The following is an 18,866-nucleotide window of genomic DNA, read 5'->3' on the forward strand; positions in this document are numbered from 1 at the left end:
GGGGCCGGGCCCTGGACGGGCCCGGCCCCTGTGGTGCTGACCGGTTCGGCCGCGATCAGCTCTCGACCGCCTTGGCCTCGCGCTGCGCCTCGCCCTCGATGGTGCGGCCCTCGACGGCCGCGGGCGTGTCGGCACGGGTCACGGTGATCTTGCGCGCCTTCGCCTGCTCGGCCACCGGGATGCTGATGGTCAGCACGCCGTCGTGGTAGCTGGCCTCGAGCCGGTCGGTGTCGAGGCTGCGGCCGAGCACCAGCTGACGGGTGTAGCTGCCGAACGGGCGCTCGGCGACCGTCCACTCCGCGTTCTCCAGCTGGGGGACCGAGCGCTCGGCGCTCACGGTGAGGGTGTTGCCCTCCACCGAGAGGTCGATCGAGCCGGGGTCCACGCCGGGCAGATCGAAGTGGGCGACGAAGTTGTCGCCGACCCGGTAGGCGTCCATCGGCATGCCCGAGAGCGGGCGGGCGGTCGTGCCCCCACCGCGGCCGGTGAGCTGATCCAGCGCGCGGAAGGCGGCGGACGTGGCGGCGAACGGGTCGTAAGCGGTCAGCATCATGGCTGGAACCTCCTGTGACGGTGGTACTCGTGTTCGCTGCCCGAGGTCTGAACCTCTAGTGGCGGCTACAGATTACCTCGGTCGCGCACCCTGGTAAACGTTCCTCGCGGAAAAATGTTCCCCGCGTCGGCTGCCGGTGGGCCGACCGTCGGGTGCGTGAACCGAGGCCCGGCGGGGCAGGACCGGACCGTGGAGGAGACGACCAACGACCCACCGCACGCCGACGCGCCGTCCGCCGAGCCCTCCGTGTCGCACACGGTCGAGGGGGACACCGCGAGGCTGGTCGTCGGCGGCGAGCTGACCGAGGCCGCGCGCCGGCCACTCGTGCGCACCCTCACCGACCTGCTGCTCGCCGAGCACTCGCTGCAGCGGGTGGAGCTGGACCTGCGTGAGGTCGGCTTCATGAACTCGGCGGGGCTCGCGGTGCTGGTGCAGCTGCAGAAGCTCGGGGTGCCCCGCGGGATCCCCACGGTCCTGGTGCAGCCGCCGTCCTCGGTGTCGCGCCCCCTGCAGCTCACCGGCCTCTGGCACCGCTTCACCGTCGTGACGGACGACGGCCGGGTGGTCACCGAGGCGTCGACCGGCGGGAGCCCCGCGCCGCCGGACCCGCGACACACCTGACCCGGCGCCGGGGCGGCTCCGCGGCCACGAGGCTCCTAGCCTGACCGGGTGTCGTCCACGCATGCCCACAGCCACGGTCCCGATCCGGACGCGCCCCCGCCCACCGAGGAGGCGCTCGGCCACCGGCGGCGCGCCGTCTGGCTGATGCTCCTGCTGCTCGTGCCCGTCGGCCTGGCCACGGTGATCGGGCTGGTCGCCCTCTGGCCCAGCGGGGAGCCGACGCGTGCTCGACTGGCGGCCGAGCAGGCCCTGCCGCCGGGGACCACCTATCCCGACGGGCGGATCATCTCGATCGAGACCTTCGACTGCGGCGTCGACCCCTCGGGCCCGCCGCAGACCTGCGCCACCGCCGTGGTGGAGGTCCTCGAGGGTGAGGGTGCCGGGAACTTCGAACGGGTGGACATGCCGCCGGAGGTGGTCGCCGCCGGCGTCTCGGAGGGGGAGACGCTGGTGCTCACCCGCGACGCGGGCGCCGAAGGGGGACCGACGTACGCCTTCTGGGACTACGAGCGGGACACCCCGATCATCGTCCTGGCCATCGCCTTCGCCGTCGTCGTCGGGGCCGTGGCGCGGCTCCGGGGCCTCGCGTCCCTGCTGGGGCTCGCGTTCGCGTTCTTCGTCCTGCTCCAGTTCATGCTGCCGGGGCTGCTGAGCGAGGACAACCCGACGCTGGTCAGCCTGGTCGGCTCCGCGGCGATCATGTTCGTCGTCCTCTACCTGGCGCACGGGTTCACGGCCCGGACGACCACCGCGCTCGTGGGAACCCTCTTCGGTCTCACCCTCGTGGCGGTCATGGGGTCGCTCGCGGTGTCGGCCGCCCGGCTGACCGGGCTCACCAGCGAGGACGCATTCACGCTCCAGCGCTTCGACCCCACGCTGAACTTCTCCGGGCTGGTGCTGGCCGGAGTCGTGGTGGCCGGCCTGGGGGTGCTCAACGACGTCACCATCACCCAGGCGTCGGCGATCTGGCAGCTGCACGAGGTCTCCCCGGAGATGACCTGGCGGGAGCTCTACACCCGCGGCATGGCGGTCGGCCGGGACCACATCGCCTCGACGGTCTACACGATCGTCTTCGCCTACGCCGGGGCGGCGCTGCCCCTCCTCCTGCTGTTGGAGATCTACGCCACGCCCGTCTGGACCCTCATCACCAGCGCGGCGCTGGCCGAGGAGGTCATCCGCACGCTGGTCGGGGCGATCGCGCTGGTGCTCGCCGTCCCGGTGACGACGGCGGCCGGTGCCTTCTTCGCCAAGGCGGCGGACACCCAGGCCGGCACCGCCACGGAGCGCGGGCTGACCGCCCTGCGCACCCGGTTCGCCCGATGAGCCAGGCTGTGCGCGTGACCGACCTGCTCGCCGCCGCCCGGGCGGCCTCCGGCTTCATGCCCGACGACGAGGGCCGCGCCCTGTACGAGGCCGCCCGCGCCATCCCCGTCCCCGGGCCGCTGCTGGAGGTGGGCAGCTGGATGGGCAAGTCGGCCCTCTACCTGGCCGCGGCCGCGCGGGAGACCGGTCGCCAGGTGGTCACCGTCGACCACCACCGGGGCTCCGAGGAGCACCAGCCCGGCTGGGAGTACCACGACCCGTCGCTGGTCGACCCCGCCGTCGGGCGGATCGACACCCTGCCGCGTTTCCGCCGGACCATCGCCGAGGCCGGCGCCGAGGACGTCGTGATCGCCGTCGTCACCCGGTCGGAGACCCTCGCGCCCCTGTGGAGCACGCCGCTCGCGCTGCTGTTCCTCGACGGCAGCCACACCGAGGAGTCCGCGCGCCGCGACCAGGACGCCTGGGTCGCGAAGCTCGCGGTCGGCGGCACGCTGGCCATCCACGACGTCTTCCCGGACCCCGCCGACGGCGGGCAGGCGCCCTACGGCGTCTACCGCCGGGTGCTCGAGAGCGGGGAGTTCGACGAGCTGCCGGGCAGCGGGTCGCTGCGGCTGCTGCGCCGCACCGCCTGAGGCGCCCCGCGCCGACCGCGGGTGAGGCCGGTGCGCGGGCGGACCCGTCGTCCTGTCGGCACCGGGGTGGAGGATGGATCGGTGCTCCCACCCGATGACCTCTCCCGCGCGCGGGCGGAGGCGCTGGCGCAGATCGAGGCGCTGACCCGCGAGTTCGACGCGATCGTCGCGGCGTCGCAGGCGTCCAACGCCGACGACGAGCACGATCCGGAGGGCGCCACCATCGCGTTCGAGCGCCAGCAGGTGGCTGCGCTGCTGGAGCAGGCGCGTCGCCGGCTGGCCGACGTCGACGCCGCGGTCGTCGCCGTGGAGAACGGCACCTACGGCCGCTGCGAGACCTGCGGCCGGCCGATCGCGCCGGAGCGGCTCGCCGCCCGCCCCACCGCCCGCACCTGCATCGACTGCGCCCGCTGAGGCGCCGGCCGCGTGGTCACCCGGGGCCGAACACCCCCGACTGCGTCCAGTCGTCGAACTCGACCTCGTCGTCGGGCAGCTCGCGTCGCAGATCCCGCAGCAGGCGCGGGCCCTCCGCGGCGAAGCGGGCGCGGGCATCCGGATCGCGCCAGCCGCCGTCCCAGTGGAAATGCTCCTGGAAGAGCTCGTTCCAGGCGGCCAGGCGGGCCGTGAGCTCCTCGGAGAGCCCGAGCCGGCCGGGGTCGGTGAGGCCGACGGTCCACAACGGCCACTCGGCCCCGTAGTCCGTCATCAGCCGGACGTGGCGCCGCCCCTGCCCGTTCTCCACGGCTCGCACGGTAGGCCGGCGGCACCCCGGCCGCACGAGGTCTCAGCTGACGTACCGCCGGGCCTTCGAGTTCCGCTGCGCCTCCTCGAGCGCGGCGAACCGGGCCTCGGCGTGCGGGGGCAGCACCCGCCGCTCGCGCAGCACCCACGGCAACCCGCGGACGGCCTGCGCGAGGCCGCGCGCGGTGATCCGGTCGCGGGGCACGGTGCGCAGCAGGTGCACGGTGCGCCGCAGCGCCGGGCGGAACGGACGCCGCAGCCACGTGGTCCACAGCGTGTTCCGGATGCCGTCGGCCCGCCGCTTGTGCGGGTCCCGGGCGGTGCTCGCCTGGTGGTGGAGGGTGAGCTGCTCCAGGTAGCACAGCTCCCAGCCGCGGGCGGCCAGGTCGCCGGCCATCAGCTCCTCCTCGCCGCCCAGCCACAGCCGCGCGGAGAACCCGCCCACCTCCTCGAACGCCTCCCGGCGCAGGACGGAGGCACCGGCCAGGAAGGAGCCGAGCGCCGGGCCGGGGAGCCAGTCGGCGCCGCGGACGGGGGAGTCGCGCAGCTCGGCGACGATCGGGTCCTCGACACCGCCCGGCTCGACCAGGATCCGGGCGGTGACGACGGCGAGCCGCGGGTGGGCGTCCAGCGTGTCCGCCGCGGTGCGCAGCGCCCCCGGCTCCCACCAGGTGTCGTCGTCGCAGAAGGCGACGTAGGGCGTGTCGAGCCGGGCGACGCCGAGGTTGCGGCCGACCGCGCCCAGGTTCTCCGGGCTGGCGATCAGCTCGACCTGCGGGAACTGCTCGCGCACGGCATCGGCGGTGCCGTCGGTCGAGCCGTTGTCCACGACCACGACGTGCGGCTGCTCGGGCAGGGCCACCAGGCGTTCCAGGGCCAGCAGCAGTTCGTCCCGTCGCTGGTGGGTGATGACGACGACGGCCACGCGCGGGTCGGGCCCGGCGGGGCGGTCACCGGTGGCCGCCGCGGGGATCGTGCCGGTCGTGCTCACGCGCGCTCACCGGCCAGCACCCGCAGGTCCGCCCGCACCGCCGGGGGGACCGGTTCCCGCCGGCGGAGGGCGGCCGGGACGTCGGGCAGCGCCCGCAGCAGGCCTTCGACGCCGGGGCGACCCGCGCGCACGGCCCGCCCGGCCGTCCGGACGACGTCCCGCATCGGGAGCCGCATCGCCGCGGTGAGCAGCCGGCTGCGCCAGATCCCGGTCTGCCGCCGTCCGGGGGCCTCGCGCCGGGGAGACGGGTGGTGGTGCACGGTCACCTCGTCGACGTAGGCCAGCCCCCACCCGGCGGCGGCCAGGTCGAGGGCCAGCCGCTCCTCCTCGCCGGGGAACCGGACCACCGGGTCGAACCCGCCGACGGCCTCGAACGCCTCGGTGCGCACCAGCGCGGCGCAGGCGACGAAGCCCAGCAGCGAGGGGCCGGGCAGGTCCCGCGCGGTGCCGAGGGGGCTCGCGGCCATCTCCGCGCAGACCGGGTCGAGCCGCTCCTCCGGCCCGACCAGGATGCGGGCGTTGAGGAGGGCCAGCCGGGGGTGGGCCCGCATGATCGCCACCGCGCGGGCGAGGTCGCCCGGTGCCCACCACGAGTCGTCGTCGGCGAAGGCGATGAACGGGGTGCGGGCGCGCGCGGCACCCAGCGTCCGGCCGTGGGCGCCCTCGTTGCGGTCCAGCAGCAGCAGCGTCACCTCGGGGTGCGCCTGGCGCACCGCGTCCACGGTGCCGTCGGTGGAGGCGTTGTCGACGAGCACCACCGGGGCCTCGTGACGCGGCAGCGTCGCCAGCAGGTCCTCGCGGCGGTTGCGGCTCGCGACGACGACGGTCACGTCGGGGGATGGAGCCCGGTCGGTCGGGGAGGGCGCGGTCACGGGGTCACCGTGCCCGCGCCTCCGGCCAGCCAATCAGCGGTCGGAGTGGCGTCCGCCATGCCCGCCGCCGGCAGCGCCCAGGGGTCGGCGAACAGCCCGCTGGCGGGGGAGGCGCCGCAGAGGGCGTCGGCCGCCAGCAGCACGGCCGCGGCGGTCCACGTGGTGCGCTCGACCGGCCATCGCGCGTCGTCCGGGTAGACGAACCCGGTCCAGTAGGAGCCGTCGTCGTCCCGCAGGTGCTGCATCGCGGCCACCTGCTCGAGGGCGGCGTCGCGCTGCCCGGCGACGACCAGGGCCAGCGCGAGCTCGCAGGTCTCGGCCCCGGTCACCCACGGCCGGTCCGCAACGCAGCGGATGCCGAGCCCCGGGACGACGAACCGGTGCCAGTCGCCGGCCAGCCGGTCGCGGGCCGCGGCACCGGTGACGGCGCCGCCGAGCACCGGGTAGTACCAGTCCATCGAGTAGCGGGACCGGTCGGCGAACGCCTCCGGTCGCCGGCGGAGGGCCGTGCCGAGGTCGGCGACGGCCAGCTCCCAGTCCGGCTGGGCCTCGCCGACCAGCTCGGCCAGCGCCAGGCCGCAGCGCAGCGCCTGGAACAGGCTGGCGTTCCCGGTGAGCAGCGCGAGGTCGTCGGGGGTGCCGTCGGGCCGCAGCGCCCACGAGACCGCTCCGCCGGGCAGCTGCATCCGGGTCACCAGGTCCAGGCCGGCCCGCACCGCCGGCCACAGCTCGGTGACCAGCTGCTCGTCCCCGGAGACCAGCCAGGAGTGCCAGAGCCCGACGGCGAGGTAGCCGGCGTGGTTGCTCTCCGCGGCGGGCGCGGACTCCTCGCCGCCGCGGTACTCGGCCGCCCAGCTGCCGTCCGCCCGCTGCCGGCCGGCCAGCCACCGGTAGGCGGCCGCCGCCCGGGCGTGCTCGCCACCGAGGTCCAGCGCCATCGCCGCCTCGACGGAGTCCCAGGGGTCCAGCTGCCCGGTGGCGAACCAGGGGAGCGCGCCGTCGCGATGCTGCTCGCCGGCGATCCAGGCGACCGTCTGCCGCACCTGGTCGGCGCCGAGCACCCCGGGCAGCTCGGGCAGCACCGGGCCGCCCCGGTCAGCGGGCCGCAGCGGACCGCTCCAGGTCCAGCCCGGCCGCCGCGGCCGCGGCGGCCCCGGCCGGCTTGTCGGCGTAGACGACGAAGCTCTTGCCGATCAGCGGGTCGAGGACGCGCTCCAGCGCCCGGGTGAGCCAGGGACGCGTGGTGAGGTCCCAGACCAGCAGCCGGTGGTAGGCCCGGACCGCGGCGGTGTCCTTCTCGACACCGACGGCGCACTTGAGCCACCAGTACGGGGCGTGGAGGGCGTGCGCGTGGTGGCTCGCCCCCGGGACCAGGCCGGCGGTGGCCAGGCGGGCGCGCAGCACCTCGCCGCGGTAGATGCGGATGTGGCCGCCCTCGTTGGCGTGGTACTCGTCCGACAGCGCCCAGCACACCCGCTCGGGGCCGTAGCGCGGCACGGTCACCGCCACCCGGCCGCCGGGCTTGAGGACGCGCACGATCTCGGCCATCGCCGCGGCGTCGTCCGGGATGTGCTCGAGCACCTCCGAGGCCATCACCCGGTCGACGCTCGCGTCGGGGAAGGGCAGGTGCAGCAGGTCGCCGCGCACCACCTCGAAGCGCGCACCGGCCGGGGCCTCGCCGGCCTCGGCGATCGCGCCGAGCCAGCGCTTCGTCGTCTCGACCTCGTGCTGGCCCCAGTCGACGGCGACCACGCGCGCGCCGCGGCGGTAGGCCTCGAAGGCGTGCCGCCCCTCGCCGCAGCCCAGGTCGAGGACGGTCATCCCCGGGCGCAGGTCGAGCCGGTCGTAGTCGACGGTCAGCACGGGGTTCCCTTCCGGTCCAGCGTCTCGGCGTACCACTCGGCGGTGCGCGCGGCCGTGGCCCGCCAGGTGTAGGTGTCCAGGACCCGCCGGCGGCCGGCGCGCCCCAGCTGCTCGGCCAGTGAGGGGGAGTCGAGCACCAGCTGCAGGGCGGCGGTCAGCTCGCCGACGTCACCGGCGCGCACCCGCAGCCCCGCCTTCGTGCCGACCACCTCGGGCAGCGCACCGGCGTCGGTGGTCACCAGCGGGGTCGCGCACGCCATGGCCTCCACTGCAGGCAGCGAGAACCCCTCGTAGAGGGAGGGGATCGCCACGACGCTCGCCCGCTGGAACAGCTGGGTCAGCTCCGACTCGGGCACCGGGCCGGTGAAGCGGACGGCGTCGCGCAGCCCGAGCCGGTCCAGCGCCGCCTCGGCGGGACCGCCGGGCCGGGCGGAGCCCACGACGGTGAGCCGCACGGGTCGCTCCGTGCGCAGCTTCGCCAGCGCCTCCAGCAGGTGCACCAGCCCCTTGAGCGGCACGTCGGCGCTGGTGACCGCGAGGATCGAGTCGGGCTCACGGGGCTGCCCGGCCGGCGGCGGGGTGAACTGGTCGGGGTCGATCCCCACCGGGATGACGCTCATCCGCTCCGGCGCCAGCCCCATGCGGGCGGCGATGTCACGGCGGGAGTTCTCCGACACCGTGGTGACGGCATCCAGCCGCTGGACCACCCGCGCCTGCATGCGGGTGAAGGCGTACCACCGCCGCAGGGTGAGCTTGCGGCGCAGCGTCGGGGCCGCGGCCAGCTCGAGGTCGCGGTCGATGGCGATCGGGTGGTGCACCGTCGCCACCGTGGGCACGCCGGCCCGCACCAGCCGGAGGAGGCCGTAGCCCAGCGACTGGTTGTCGTGCACCACGTCGAACTCGTCCCGCCGGGGCAGCAGGTGGCGGGCGGCGCGCAGGCTGAACGTCAGCGGCTCGGGGAAGCCGGCGGTGCACATCGTGGCCCACTCCGCCACGTCGACCCAGTCGCGGATCTCCGACGGGCGCGGGGTGCGGAAGGGATCGGGCTCCCGGTAGAGGTCCAGGCTCGGCACGCGGGTGAGCGGCACGCCCTGGTCGAGCTCGGGGTAGGGCTGACCGCTGAGCACCTCGACACGGTGACCGAGCTCGCGCAGCTCGCGGGAGAGCGCCCGGACGTAGACGCCCTGGCCGCCGCCGTGCGGCTTGCTGCGGTAGGACAGCAGTGCAATGCGCAACGACCGTCCCATGGACCGGACTCTAACGATCGCGCACCGGGCGACGGCTACCAGCCGGTAGCCGGACCACCCGGCCGGTCGACGCCGGGCCTGGCACAGTTCCCGCATGATCCGACACGTCGTGCTCTTCACCTGGTCCCCGGATGCCGACGCCGAGCGGCGGGCGCAGACCATCGAGGCGCTGCGCGGGCTGCGGCGCACGGTCGGCGGGATGACGTCGCTGGTGGTCGCCGACGACGCGGGCCTGGTCGACGGCAACGCCGACACCGTGCTGATCGCCGAGTTCCCCGATGTCGAGGCCTTCCGCCACTACGCGCAGGACCCCGTGCACCTGGCGGTCATCGCCGACCACGTGCGGCCCATCCTGGCCTCGCGGGCGGCGATCCAGCACCGGATCTGAGGGGCGGTGCGGTGCCCGCCGACTAGCGTCTTCGCCATGACCTCCGCACACCGCCTCCCCGGCCGGCACCGTCGTCCCGGCGCCCTGCTGGCCGGGGCGGCCGCCGTCGTGCTGCTGACCGGCTGCGGCGGCGGGGACGCCTCGGACCGCACCGCCGCGGCCGCCTCCTCGGCAGCGGAGGCCTCCGCCGCGCAGGCGACGGAGGCGCCCGATCTGACCTCTGGGCTGCTGCCCGCCGACGCCTTCGGTCCCGACGCCACCGTGGTGGCGGTGTCGCCGGAGCAGCTGCGCCTGGGCGCGGGCATCGCGGCCGCCGCGCCGGACGTGCAGATCACCCCGGACAGCTGCCGGGCCGCCGTGGACGGCACCCAGCCCGATCTGGCGGCGTTCGAGGACGTCGCCGCGCAGAGCGCGACCACCGGATCGGCGACGACGGTGCAGATGCTGGTGCGCGGCGGACCGCTGGACGGCGCCGTCGCGCAGCTGGCCGACGCCGTCGAGCGCTGCCCCGAGGCGCAGCTCGCCTCCCCGCAGATCGGTGAGGCGGCGGTCTCCTTCGAGAACCTCCCGGTGGCCGACCTGGGTGACGGTTCGGCCCTCGTGCGCTACACGACCGCGATCACCGCCCCCGACGGTTCTCGGGTGACCGTGCCGACGCTGATCGGGGCGGTGGAGGACGACGACCGGCTGCTCCTCCTGGTGTCCCTGGACACCGGGCTCGCCGGCGCCACACCGGCCGACCCGGCACCCTTCGCCGAGCTGCTCCAGCAGGCCTACGAGACGCAGGCCGACGCGCTGGGCTGAGCCGGCCGCCGGCCACGCCGGCCATGCCACGACGGCCCGGCGCTCCGGGCCGTCCCGGGGGTTGCCCTGTCCCGGGGGAGGGGGCGACACGGGTAGCGGCCTCGGAGCTCGTGCCCTGCCCGCCCCTGTGGGCAGGGCACGAGCTCCGCCAGGCCCCCCACCCGGAGTCGTCCCGGACCCGCGGCGGGACGGCGTGCTCCGCGGGCGGTTGCGCCCTGCCCGCTCCGGTGGGCTGAGGCGTCCACAGGAGCGGTCGCCGTCCACAGATCGACCCGGGGCCGCTCGCCGCGGCCCGGGCGCGAGCAGGGTCGCCCGCATGGACGTGCCCACCGCGCAGCAACCCGCCGACCAGCTGGAGATCCGGCTCTCCGACCCCGGGGAGGTGGCCGCTGCGCTACCGCACCTGCTGGGCTTCCACCCGGCCGAGTCGATCGTGCTGATCGGCCTGGGCGGCCCGTCGGGCGGGCGGGTCGGGCTCACGGTCCGGGGCGACCTCCCCCCGTCGGGCGACGGCGCGGGGATCGCGCGGCTGCTGGTCGACAGCCTGCACAGCGACCGGCCCGCGGCCGCGCTGGTCGTGGTGGTCTCCGAGGCGCCCGACGACACCGGTCAGGGCGGCGCGGAGGAGGGGCCGGCCGGCGTCCTGCCGCACCGGACGCTGGTGCACGAACTCGTCCTGGCCCTGGCCGCCACCGGCATCGCCCCGCGCGACGCGCTGCTCGTCCGGCGCGGGCGCTGGTGGTCCTACGACTGCCCGCACCCCTGCTGCGCACCGTCGGCGGGGACGCCCCTGCCCGGCGGGGTCGGTGCGCTGCCGGCCGCCGCGATCAGCACCGGGCAGGTGGTGGCCCCCGACCGGGCGGCGCTGGCCGAGCGCCTCACCTCGCCGCCCGGGCCGGGTGGAGGCATGCGGGCCGCCTGTCTCCGCGCCGCCGAGGAGCGCTCGGCCCGGCTCCGGGAGGTGGGGTGGGCGGCGCTGGCCGAGGAGTCGTGGGCCGCGGTCCGGCGGGCGGTCGCGCGGTACCGGCCGGGCCCGTCCGGCGAGGGACCGCTCGGTGGTGACGAGCTGGCCGGTCTGGCCTGGGCGCTGCGCGACGTGCAGGTGCGCGACCGCGCCCTGCAGCTGGCGCTCGGCGCCGACGCCGCAGCGGCGGAGGTGCTCTGGACCGAGTGCGCCCGGCGGTTGCCCGCGCCGCTCGACGCGGCCCCGGCCACCCTCCTGGCGGTCAGCGCCTGGTTGCGCGGCGACGGGGCGATGGCCGGCATCGCCCTCGACCGGGCCCTGGACGGCGATCCCGGGTACAGCCTGGCCCATCTGCTCCGCCAGGCCCTGGATGCCTGCCTGCCGCCGGCGGGGCTGCGCGACCTGCTGGCGCGGGCTGGCACCGACGGCGGCAGCCGCCGGCCGGGGTGAGCCGTGCGCCGGTCCTCAGAGCAGCTCGGGCCGCCGCCACTGCTCGCCACGCACGTGCTCGGCCAGGAAGGCGAGCACGGTCTCGTACCAGAGGCGGCTGTTCCCCGGCGTCAGCACCCAGTGGTTCTCGTCGGGGAAGTAGAGGAACTTCGAGGGGACGCCGCGCTTCCGCAGGCCGTACCAGAGCGCCAGTGCCTCACCGATCGGCACCCGGTAGTCCTTGTCGCCGTGGATGACCAGCATCGGGGTGCGGATCTGGTCCACGTAGCGGTGCGGGGAGTTCTGCTCGTACCGCCGCGGTTCGGTGAACGGGTCACCCCACTCCTTCTCCCAGTAGTACGCGGCGTCGGTGGTGCCGGTGAACTGCTCGAGGTTCCACAGGCTGGCGTGGGTGACGATCGCCCGGAACCGGTCGGTCCGGGTGGCGATCCAGTTGGCCATGTAGCCGCCGAAGGAGCCGCCCATCGCCGCCGTCCGTGCGGCGTCGACGTCGGGTCGCTGCTCCGCGGCGTCCACCGCCGCCATCAGGTCGGTGTAGGGGGTGTCGCCCCACTCGCCCCAGCCCCGGCGCACGAAATCCTGGCCGAAGCCCTGGGACAGCGCCGGGTTGGGCAGGAGGACCGCGTAGCCCTGGGCCGCCAGCACCCACGGGCACCAGCGCCAGGACCACGAGTTCCAGCTCATCAGCGGGCCGCCGTGGATCCAGAGCACCAGCGGGGCCGGTGCCTCCGCCGAGGCCCCGTCGGGTAGCACCAGCCACGACTGCACGCGGGTGCCGTCGGCCGCGGTCGCCTCCACCTCGTGCAGGCTGCCGGGCAGCCGGTCGATCGCCGCCGGGCTCGGCAGCGGCTCCGGGTCCTGCATCGGGGCCGTCGGGTCCAGGCGGACCGGCAGCGGCGGCGAGTCGTACGCCGACCGCAGGGCGTACAGCGCGCTGCCGTCCCGGGCGACCTGCAGGTGGCTGTAGGCGCCGTCGGCGGTGAGCCGCACCGGCTCCCCGCCGTCGACGGGTACGCGGAAGATCGCGTGCCGGCCGTCCTCGTCGGCGAGGAAGTGGACGGCGGTGCCGTCGGCGGCGAACTGCGGTGCGCTCGGCCAGCGGTCGAAGTCGGGGGTCAGCTCCCGGGCGGAGCCGTCGGCGACCTCGACCAGGAGCAACGTGTAGTCCGGCGGCTCGGCGTAGGAGGACATCGCCTCCCGTACGCAGACCAGGCGGGCGCCGTCCGGGGAGAAGGCCGCGGAGTGGACATCGGCCAGCGGGTCGTCCACCAGCACCCGCGTGTCGCCGGAGCCGGTGTCGGTGAGCACCAGCCGGGTGCGCCGGCCGGCCGGCCCGTCGGGCACCTCCTCGGCCCGGGCCAGCAGGCGGCCGTCGGGGGAGAGCGCGATGTCGTCGCCCGACCCGTTGGGCGGGGTCGCGTCCGGGGTCAGGTCGCGCAGCTCCACCGGCGGGTTGCCGGCCGGCTGCTCCTCGGTCGGGAGCTGCCCGGCCCAGAACAGGTGCGGAGCCGCCGGTCCGAGGTCGTGGTCCCAGTACCGCACCGGGTACGCCTCGTGCAGGATCGCCGAGACCCCGGCCTCGCTCCGGGCCTTGCGCCGCTCCTCGTCGGCGTCCGGGTCGGAGCCGCCGGGCATGGTGGCGGAGACGACCACGACGTCCCCGCTGCCGGCGGCGACGACGAAGGAGCCGATGCCCCCCGGGCGTCCCAGCACCGGCCGGGCCTCGCCTCCCTCGGCGGGGAGGCGCCACAGCGACGGCTTCGGCTCGGCCGCCGGCTCCGCGCCGGGGTCGGGCCGGGCCGAGGTGAACAGCAGCGAGCCGTCCGGCGCCCAGGCGGGGGCGGATTCGCCCGGCGCGCTGCGGGTGAGCCGCCGGGCGGGCCGCGCACCCTGCGGGTCGAGCTCCCACACCGCCGACTGCCACTTCTTGCCCTCGCGGTCCAGCGTCTGCAGCGAGACCGCCAGCCGGGTCCCGTCCGGAGAGAGCGCCAGGGCGCCGATCCGCGGCAACGCGGTGAAATCGGCCAGCCGGTGGAACGGCGTGGGTGCCGGCTCGGGGGAGATGTCTGCGGGTGCCGGAGCGGACGAGCTCACCAGGGCCTTCTCTCGCACGGCAGCGGGGGACCGCCTCACCGTAGTGAGCCGCGCAGCGCCCCGCTGTGCGTCAGCGCACGTCCCAGGCCCGGAGGAACTCCTCCGGGCCCAGCGTCGCCAGCTCCGTGTCCACCGCCCGCAGCATGTCCCCGGCCGCGAACGGGTCACCGGCCGGGAAGCGCAGCACCTCCCTGCCGTCGTCCCGTCGGGTCACCACGACATCGTGCACCGACGGCGCGGGCAGCAGGCCCCACAGGAGCCCGGAGGCGAACGCCCCGGCCACCCGCAGGCGGTGCAGCAGCGCCCCGCCGGGCCGGGGCAGCAGCCGCGCGAGGAACACCTCGGCGGCCCGGGGAGCCGTCGCCGCGTGCTCGTCCACGCCCACCTCCTGCATCCGGTCGGCTCAGAGGCGCGGCGCGGCCTCGAGCGGGGTCAGCTCCTCGTCGACGGCGCTCACGAACATGTGCTGGGCGACACCGGCGGGCAGCACGTACCCGTCCAGGCTCACCGATCCGTCGACCAGCTGGGCCGTCATCGTGACGCCCGGGCGCACCCCGTGGTCGGCCAGCGCACGCAGCAGCTCGGCGTTCTCCTGCAGCTGCTCGCTGATCCGGCGGATCACCACCGGCCGGCCCTCTGCCGAGGCGGTGGTCGACAGCAGCGTCAGGGAGTCGAGGACCGCGGAGGTCTCACCGCCCAGCGGTTCGTCGCCGCGCAGGGCCTCCAGCCCGGGGATCGGATTGCCGAACGGCGACACGGTGGGGTTGCCGAGCAGGGACAGCAGACGGCGCTCGACCGCCTCGCTCATCACGTGCTCCCAGCGGCAGGCCTCCTCGTGGACGTCGGCGTAGTCCAGGCCGATCACGTCCACGAGCAGGCACTCCGCGAGCCGGTGCTTGCGCATGACCGCGGTGGCCAGCTGGCGGCCCTCCTCGGAGAGCTGCAGGTGCCGGTCGCCCTCGACGGTCAGGAGGCCGTCGCGCTCCATCCGGGCGACCGTCTGGCTCACCGTCGGACCGCTCTGGTGCAGGCGCTCGGCGATGCGGGCCCGGAGCGGGACGATGCCCTCTTCCTCCAGCTCGAAGATCGTCCGGAGGTACATCTCGGTCGTGTCGATGAGGTCGTTCACAGGTCTCCTCCGTGTCGGCGTCCAGTCTACGGGGCCGGAGGGCGGTCACCGGCCCCCCGGCGAGCGGTCTCGCCGAGGTACCGGTCACCACGGGACCCGGTAGCGTCGGCGACCGAGCCGCCGCGCCCGGCCGGGCGCGCCGGAGGGGAGGTGCCGTGAGCGACTCGGTCGCCGTCGTCTGGGACGACGCGCTGCTCGGCTACACGATGGGAGGCGACCACCCGCTGCACCCGGTGCGGCTGGACCTGACGATGCGGTTGGCCGACGGCCTCGGCCTGCTGTCCAGCGACCGGCTGCGGGTGCTCGCACCGGAACCGGCCGGCGAGGACCTGCTCACCCTGGTCCACGACCCGCTGTACCTGGAGGCGGTGCGCCAGGCGCCGGCCGATCCCGGCGTCGGCCACGGTCTGGGCACCCCGGACAACCCGATCTTCCCGGAGATGTACGAGGCCGCGGCGCTGATCACCGGGGGCAGCGTGCTCGCCGCCCAGCAGGTGCACAGCGGCGCCGCACAGCACGCGGTGAACATCTCCGGCGGCCTGCACCACGCGATGCGGGGGGCCGCCTCGGGCTTCTGCATCTTCAACGACGCCGCCATCGCCATCGCCTGGCTGCTCGGCCAGGGGTACGAGCGGATCGCCTACGTCGACCTCGACGTCCACCACGGTGACGGGGTCCAGGCCGCGTTCTACGAGGACCCCCGGGTGCTCACCGTGAGCATCCACCAGACGCCGCTGACGCTGTTCCCGGGCACCGGTTTCCCGGAGGAGACGGGCGACCCCGGCAAGGCCCTGGGCAGCGCCGTCAACCTCGCGCTGCCCAACGGCACGGACGACTCGTCCTGGCTGCGGGCGTTCACCGCCGTCGTGCCCAGCGTGCTCAAGGCCTTCGCGCCGCAGATCATCGTGACCCAGTGCGGGTGCGACGCCCACCACGAGGACCCGCTGGCCGACCTCGCGCTCACCGTCGACGGGCAGCGCGCCAGCTACAAGGCCATGCACGAACTGGCCCACGAGATCTGCGACGGGCGCTGGGTCGCCCTCGGTGGCGGTGGGTACGGCCTGGTGCGCTGCGTGCCCCGAGCGTGGACCCACCTGATCGCCGAGGCCGGTGGCGCGACGCTGGACCCGGCCACGGAGATCCCCGAGCCGTGGCGCGAGGACGTGCTGCGCCGCGGCCTGCGCGCCCGACCGCCCACGCACATGACCGAGGGCGGGTACACCGGCTTCTCCCGGTGGGACACCTTCACCGAGTCCCGGGTCGACCGGGCGATCATGCGCACCCGTCGTGCCAGCTTCCCCTACTTCGGCCTCGACCCGGACGACCCCCGTGACTGAACAAGGACCCCTCTCCCCCCCACCGCTCGCAGGCTCGCAGCGGGCCCCTGGAGAGGGGCCGCCCGACGAGCAGCAGCAGAACCCGACGCCGCCACCGCACTGGGAGGCCGACATCGTCGCCGCCGACGGCGGCACGGTGCACCTGCGGCCGATCTGCCCCGAGGACGCCGCCGGCCTCAACGGGCTGATGGAGCGCAGCAGCGACCAGACCCGCTACTACCGGTTCTTCGGGCCGATGAAGCGGCTGTCCGAGCGCGACCTGCACCGGTTCACCCACGTCGACCACGACAACCGGGTCGCCTTCGTCGTGCTGCTGGGCGACCAGGTCGTCGCCGTCGGCCGCTACGACCGGTACCCCGGCACCGACGACGCCGAGGTGGCCTTCCTGGTCGAGGACGCCCACCAGGGGCGGGGACTGGGCTCGGTGCTGCTCGAGCACCTCGCCGCCGCCGGCCGGGAGCGGGGCATCAAGCGCTTCGTCGCCGAGGTGCTGGCGCAGAACAGCAAGATGGTGCGGGTCTTCCGCGACGCCGGGTACAAGGCCGAGCGCTCGTACGAGGACGGCGTCGTCCACCTGACCTTCCCCATCGAGCAGACGGAGGACGCGCTCGCGGTCGCCTACGAGCGCGAGCAGCGCAGCGAGTCGCGGTCGATCGCCCGGCTGCTGACGCCGTCCTCGGTGGCCGTGGTCGGCGCCAGCAACGACGCCGGCAAGATCGGCAACGCGGTGCTCCGGCACCTGCTGGACTACGGGTTCGCCGGGCCGGTCTACCCGGTCAACCCCGGCGCCCGGCACGTGCGCGGCGTCCCGGCGTACGCCGACATCGAGTCCATCCCCGACGACCTCGACCTGGCGATCCTGGCCGTGCCCGCCGACGAGGTCGCCGGTGTGGTGGAGGCCTGCCGCCGGAAGCGGGTCCGCGGCCTGGTCGTGATCTCCGGCGGCTTCGGGGAGGCCGGGCCGGAGGGGCGTGAGGCCGAACGCCGGCTGGTCGCCGCGGCCCGCGCGTCGGGCATGCGGGTGGTCGGGCCCAACTGCCTGGGCGTGGTCAACACCGACCCGGAGGTGCGGCTCAACGCCAGCCTCGCGCCGATGGTGCCCGGCCGTGGCCGGGTCGGGTTCTTCGCCCAGTCCGGCGCGCTCGGCGTCGCGCTGCTCGAGCGGGCCCGCAGCCGGGGCATCGGACTGTCCACCTTCGTCTCCGCCGGCAATCGCGCCGACGTCAGCGGCAACGACCTGCTGCAGTACTGGTCCACCGACCCCGGCACCGAGGTGGTGCTGCTGCACCTGGAGAGCTTCGGGAACCCCCGCAAGTTCGCCCGGCTGGCCCGCACCGTCGGGCGCACCAAGCCGGTCGTCGCGGTGAAGAGCGGCCGGCACGTCGGGGTCACCCCGGGCCTCGCGGGCACGTCGGTGGCGGTGCCCGAGCAGTCGGTGGCGGCGCTGTTCGCCTCGGCGGGGGTGATCCGCGTGGAGACCGTCGCGCAGCTGTTCGACGTCGGCACGCTGCTGGCCCACCAGCCCGTGCCCGCCGGGACCCGGGTCGCGGTCGTGGGCAACTCGACCGCCATCGGGGTGCTCGTCGCCGACGCCGTCCTCGAGGAGGGGATGGAGCTGGCGCACGACGCGCCGGTGGACATCGGGGTCGCCGGCAGCCCCGAGGAGTTCCGGGCCGCGCTGCAGGCCGCCGTCGACGACGAGGGCGTCGACGCGGTGATCGCGGTGTTCCTGCCGCCGCTGATGGCCGGGTCGGCCGAGTACGGGCCGGCGCTGCGTGAGGTCTCGGCCGGGTCGGGCAAGCCGATCGTGGCCAGCTTCCTCTCCGCCGAGGGCATCCCGCCCGAGCTCGCGGTGCTCGACGAGCACGGGATGCCCGCCCGCGGCTCGGTGCCGTCGTACAGCACGCCCGAGCGGGCGGTCATCGCGCTGGCCAAGGTGGTGGAGTACGGCCGATGGCGCCGCCGCCCGGTCGGCGAGGTCCCCGACCTGCCCGACGTCGACGAGGCCGCCGCCCGCGGCCTGGTCCGCCGCGTCCTCGCCGAGGGCGCCGGCGGGCGCGAGCTGGTCGACCACGAGCTGATCGAGCTGCTCGGGGCCTACGGCGTCCCGGTCCTCGCGACGCGGACGGTGACCAGCGCGGAGGACGCCGTCGCCGCCGCGGACGAGATCGGCTACCCCGTCGTCCTGAAGTCCACAGCGCCGTGGTTGCGGCACCGGTCCGACCTCGGCGGGGTGCGCCTCGACCTCCTCGACGCCGACGCCGTCCGCGCCGGTTACGCCGCGATCCCGGCGGGCGATCCGGTGATCGTCCAGCAGATGGCCGCCCCCGGTGTCGCCACCGTGGTCGAGATCGTCGACGACCCGTCGTTCGGGGCGCTCGTCAGCTTCGGCGTCGGGGGCGTGGCCACCGACCTGCTCGGCGACCGGGCGTACCGAACGCTGCCGCTGACCGACCTGGACGCAGCCGAGCTCGTCCGCGCGCCGCGCGCCTGGCCCTTGCTCGACGGCTACCGGGGTGCGGAGCCGGTCGACGTGGAGGCGCTGGAAGACCTGCTGCTGCGGGTGGCCCGCCTCGCCGACGACCTGCCCGAGGTGCTGCACCTGCAGCTGGAGCCGGTCATCGTGGGTCCGAAGAACCCGTGGCACGGTGGCCGGTCGCTCGTGGTGGCCGGCGGCACCGCCCGCATCGGTCCGCCCACCGCCCGGGTCGACCCCGGGCCCAGGAGGATGCGCTCGCCGGTCTGAGACGCCGAGAGCCCGCCCCCGGGGTCGGGGACGGGCTCTCGTGCCCGGCCAGTCACCTCGTCGAGGTGAGCCGCTCTGCGCGCAACGGCGTCCTGGCGCGGAGCCGGAGGC

The 18,866-nt window shown here is 75.5% G+C and carries 19 protein-coding genes; 9 read left to right on the forward strand and 10 right to left on the reverse strand.

The window, feature by feature from the left end; genetic code table 11:
* Window positions 1–55: 55 nt before the first annotated feature.
* Window positions 56–553, reverse strand: a complete 498-nt coding sequence (locus tag ACI8AG_RS06645) for an Hsp20/alpha crystallin family protein (protein WP_456596385.1) — start codon at window positions 551–553, stop codon at window positions 56–58.
* A 156-nt stretch (window positions 554–709) separates the two neighbouring features.
* On the opposite strand from ACI8AG_RS06645, the gene ACI8AG_RS06650 reads away from it, so the two are divergent.
* The 4 genes from ACI8AG_RS06650 to ACI8AG_RS06665 all read left to right on the forward strand — a co-directional run bounded on the left by ACI8AG_RS06650 (window position 710) and on the right by ACI8AG_RS06665 (window position 3,543).
* Complete coding sequence (locus ACI8AG_RS06650; RefSeq protein WP_456596386.1) at window positions 710–1,174, forward strand: STAS domain-containing protein; 465 nt, start codon at window positions 710–712, stop codon at window positions 1,172–1,174.
* A gap of 48 nt (window positions 1,175–1,222) precedes the next feature.
* Entirely contained in the window at window positions 1,223–2,497 is a 1,275-nt protein-coding gene (locus ACI8AG_RS06655; protein WP_456596387.1) for a YibE/F family protein, read from the forward strand.
* A 14-nt stretch (window positions 2,498–2,511) separates the two neighbouring features.
* On the forward strand, window positions 2,512–3,129 hold the full coding sequence (locus tag ACI8AG_RS06660; protein ID WP_456596388.1) for a class I SAM-dependent methyltransferase: 618 nt from the start codon (window positions 2,512–2,514) through the stop codon (window positions 3,127–3,129).
* A gap of 81 nt (window positions 3,130–3,210) precedes the next feature.
* The gene (locus ACI8AG_RS06665; protein ID WP_456596389.1) at window positions 3,211–3,543 is read left to right on the forward strand and encodes a TraR/DksA family transcriptional regulator; all 333 of its coding nucleotides are present in this window, start codon (window positions 3,211–3,213) and stop codon (window positions 3,541–3,543) included.
* A gap of 16 nt (window positions 3,544–3,559) precedes the next feature.
* On the opposite strand, the gene ACI8AG_RS06670 is transcribed toward ACI8AG_RS06665, so the two are convergent.
* The 6 genes from ACI8AG_RS06670 to ACI8AG_RS06695 are packed head-to-tail and all read right to left on the reverse strand — an operon-like array spanning window position 3,560 to window position 8,843.
* Window positions 3,560–3,871, reverse strand: coding sequence for a hypothetical protein (locus ACI8AG_RS06670; RefSeq protein ID WP_456596390.1), 312 nt, complete (start codon window positions 3,869–3,871; stop codon window positions 3,560–3,562).
* Between the two features lie 42 nt (window positions 3,872–3,913).
* The gene (locus ACI8AG_RS06675; protein WP_456596391.1) at window positions 3,914–4,861 is read right to left on the reverse strand and encodes a glycosyltransferase family 2 protein; all 948 of its coding nucleotides are present in this window, start codon (window positions 4,859–4,861) and stop codon (window positions 3,914–3,916) included.
* Complete coding sequence (locus tag ACI8AG_RS06680; RefSeq protein WP_456596392.1) at window positions 4,858–5,733, reverse strand: glycosyltransferase family 2 protein; 876 nt, start codon at window positions 5,731–5,733, stop codon at window positions 4,858–4,860. The genes ACI8AG_RS06675 and ACI8AG_RS06680 overlap by 4 nt, the downstream gene beginning before the upstream one ends.
* The gene (locus ACI8AG_RS06685) at window positions 5,730–6,815 is read right to left on the reverse strand and encodes a prenyltransferase (RefSeq protein WP_456596393.1); all 1,086 of its coding nucleotides are present in this window, start codon (window positions 6,813–6,815) and stop codon (window positions 5,730–5,732) included. The genes ACI8AG_RS06680 and ACI8AG_RS06685 overlap by 4 nt, the downstream gene beginning before the upstream one ends.
* Window positions 6,816–6,828: 13 nt before the next feature.
* Window positions 6,829–7,596 (reverse strand): class I SAM-dependent methyltransferase, encoded by a 768-nt coding sequence (locus tag ACI8AG_RS06690; protein WP_456596394.1) that lies wholly within the window; start codon window positions 7,594–7,596, stop codon window positions 6,829–6,831.
* Window positions 7,590–8,843, reverse strand: coding sequence for a glycosyltransferase family 4 protein (locus tag ACI8AG_RS06695; protein ID WP_456596395.1), 1,254 nt, complete (start codon window positions 8,841–8,843; stop codon window positions 7,590–7,592). Before ACI8AG_RS06695 ends, ACI8AG_RS06690 begins: the two co-directional genes overlap by 7 nt.
* Window positions 8,844–8,937: 94 nt before the next feature.
* Between ACI8AG_RS06695 and ACI8AG_RS06700 the strand changes: the two genes are divergently transcribed.
* The 3 genes from ACI8AG_RS06700 to ACI8AG_RS06710 all read left to right on the forward strand — a co-directional run bounded on the left by ACI8AG_RS06700 (window position 8,938) and on the right by ACI8AG_RS06710 (window position 11,449).
* On the forward strand, window positions 8,938–9,231 hold the full coding sequence (locus ACI8AG_RS06700) for a Dabb family protein (protein ID WP_456596396.1): 294 nt from the start codon (window positions 8,938–8,940) through the stop codon (window positions 9,229–9,231).
* Window positions 9,232–9,267: 36 nt separating this feature from the next.
* The gene (locus ACI8AG_RS06705) at window positions 9,268–10,035 is read left to right on the forward strand and encodes a hypothetical protein (RefSeq protein WP_456596397.1); all 768 of its coding nucleotides are present in this window, start codon (window positions 9,268–9,270) and stop codon (window positions 10,033–10,035) included.
* A 316-nt stretch (window positions 10,036–10,351) separates the two neighbouring features.
* A complete protein-coding gene (locus ACI8AG_RS06710; protein WP_456596398.1) occupies window positions 10,352–11,449 on the forward strand; it encodes a DUF4192 domain-containing protein in 1,098 nt (365 codons plus the stop codon).
* 15 nt (window positions 11,450–11,464) lie between these two features.
* Here the strand turns inward: ACI8AG_RS06710 and ACI8AG_RS06715 are convergent, their stop codons facing one another.
* From ACI8AG_RS06715 to ACI8AG_RS06725, 3 genes are all read right to left on the reverse strand, one after another.
* Window positions 11,465–13,543 (reverse strand): alpha/beta fold hydrolase, encoded by a 2,079-nt coding sequence (locus ACI8AG_RS06715; RefSeq protein WP_456596399.1) that lies wholly within the window; start codon window positions 13,541–13,543, stop codon window positions 11,465–11,467.
* 70 nt (window positions 13,544–13,613) lie between these two features.
* Window positions 13,614–13,922, reverse strand: coding sequence for a hypothetical protein (locus tag ACI8AG_RS06720; protein WP_456596400.1), 309 nt, complete (start codon window positions 13,920–13,922; stop codon window positions 13,614–13,616).
* 24 nt (window positions 13,923–13,946) lie between these two features.
* Window positions 13,947–14,672, reverse strand: a complete 726-nt coding sequence (locus tag ACI8AG_RS06725; protein ID WP_456590976.1) for a metal-dependent transcriptional regulator — start codon at window positions 14,670–14,672, stop codon at window positions 13,947–13,949.
* 155 nt (window positions 14,673–14,827) lie between these two features.
* Between ACI8AG_RS06725 and ACI8AG_RS06730 the strand changes: the two genes are divergently transcribed.
* Together ACI8AG_RS06730 and ACI8AG_RS06735 are read left to right on the forward strand one after the other, a co-directional pair.
* The gene (locus ACI8AG_RS06730) at window positions 14,828–16,009 is read left to right on the forward strand and encodes an acetoin utilization protein AcuC (RefSeq protein ID WP_456590975.1); all 1,182 of its coding nucleotides are present in this window, start codon (window positions 14,828–14,830) and stop codon (window positions 16,007–16,009) included.
* Window positions 16,002–18,755 carry a bifunctional acetate--CoA ligase family protein/GNAT family N-acetyltransferase gene (locus ACI8AG_RS06735; protein WP_456596401.1) on the forward strand — a complete coding sequence of 918 codons (2,754 nt, stop codon included), beginning with the start codon at window positions 16,002–16,004 and terminating at the stop codon, window positions 18,753–18,755. The genes ACI8AG_RS06730 and ACI8AG_RS06735 overlap by 8 nt, the downstream gene beginning before the upstream one ends.
* Window positions 18,756–18,866: the final 111 nt, after the last annotated feature.

It is taken from the genome of Blastococcus sp. SYSU DS0552 (genome assembly GCF_054050815.1).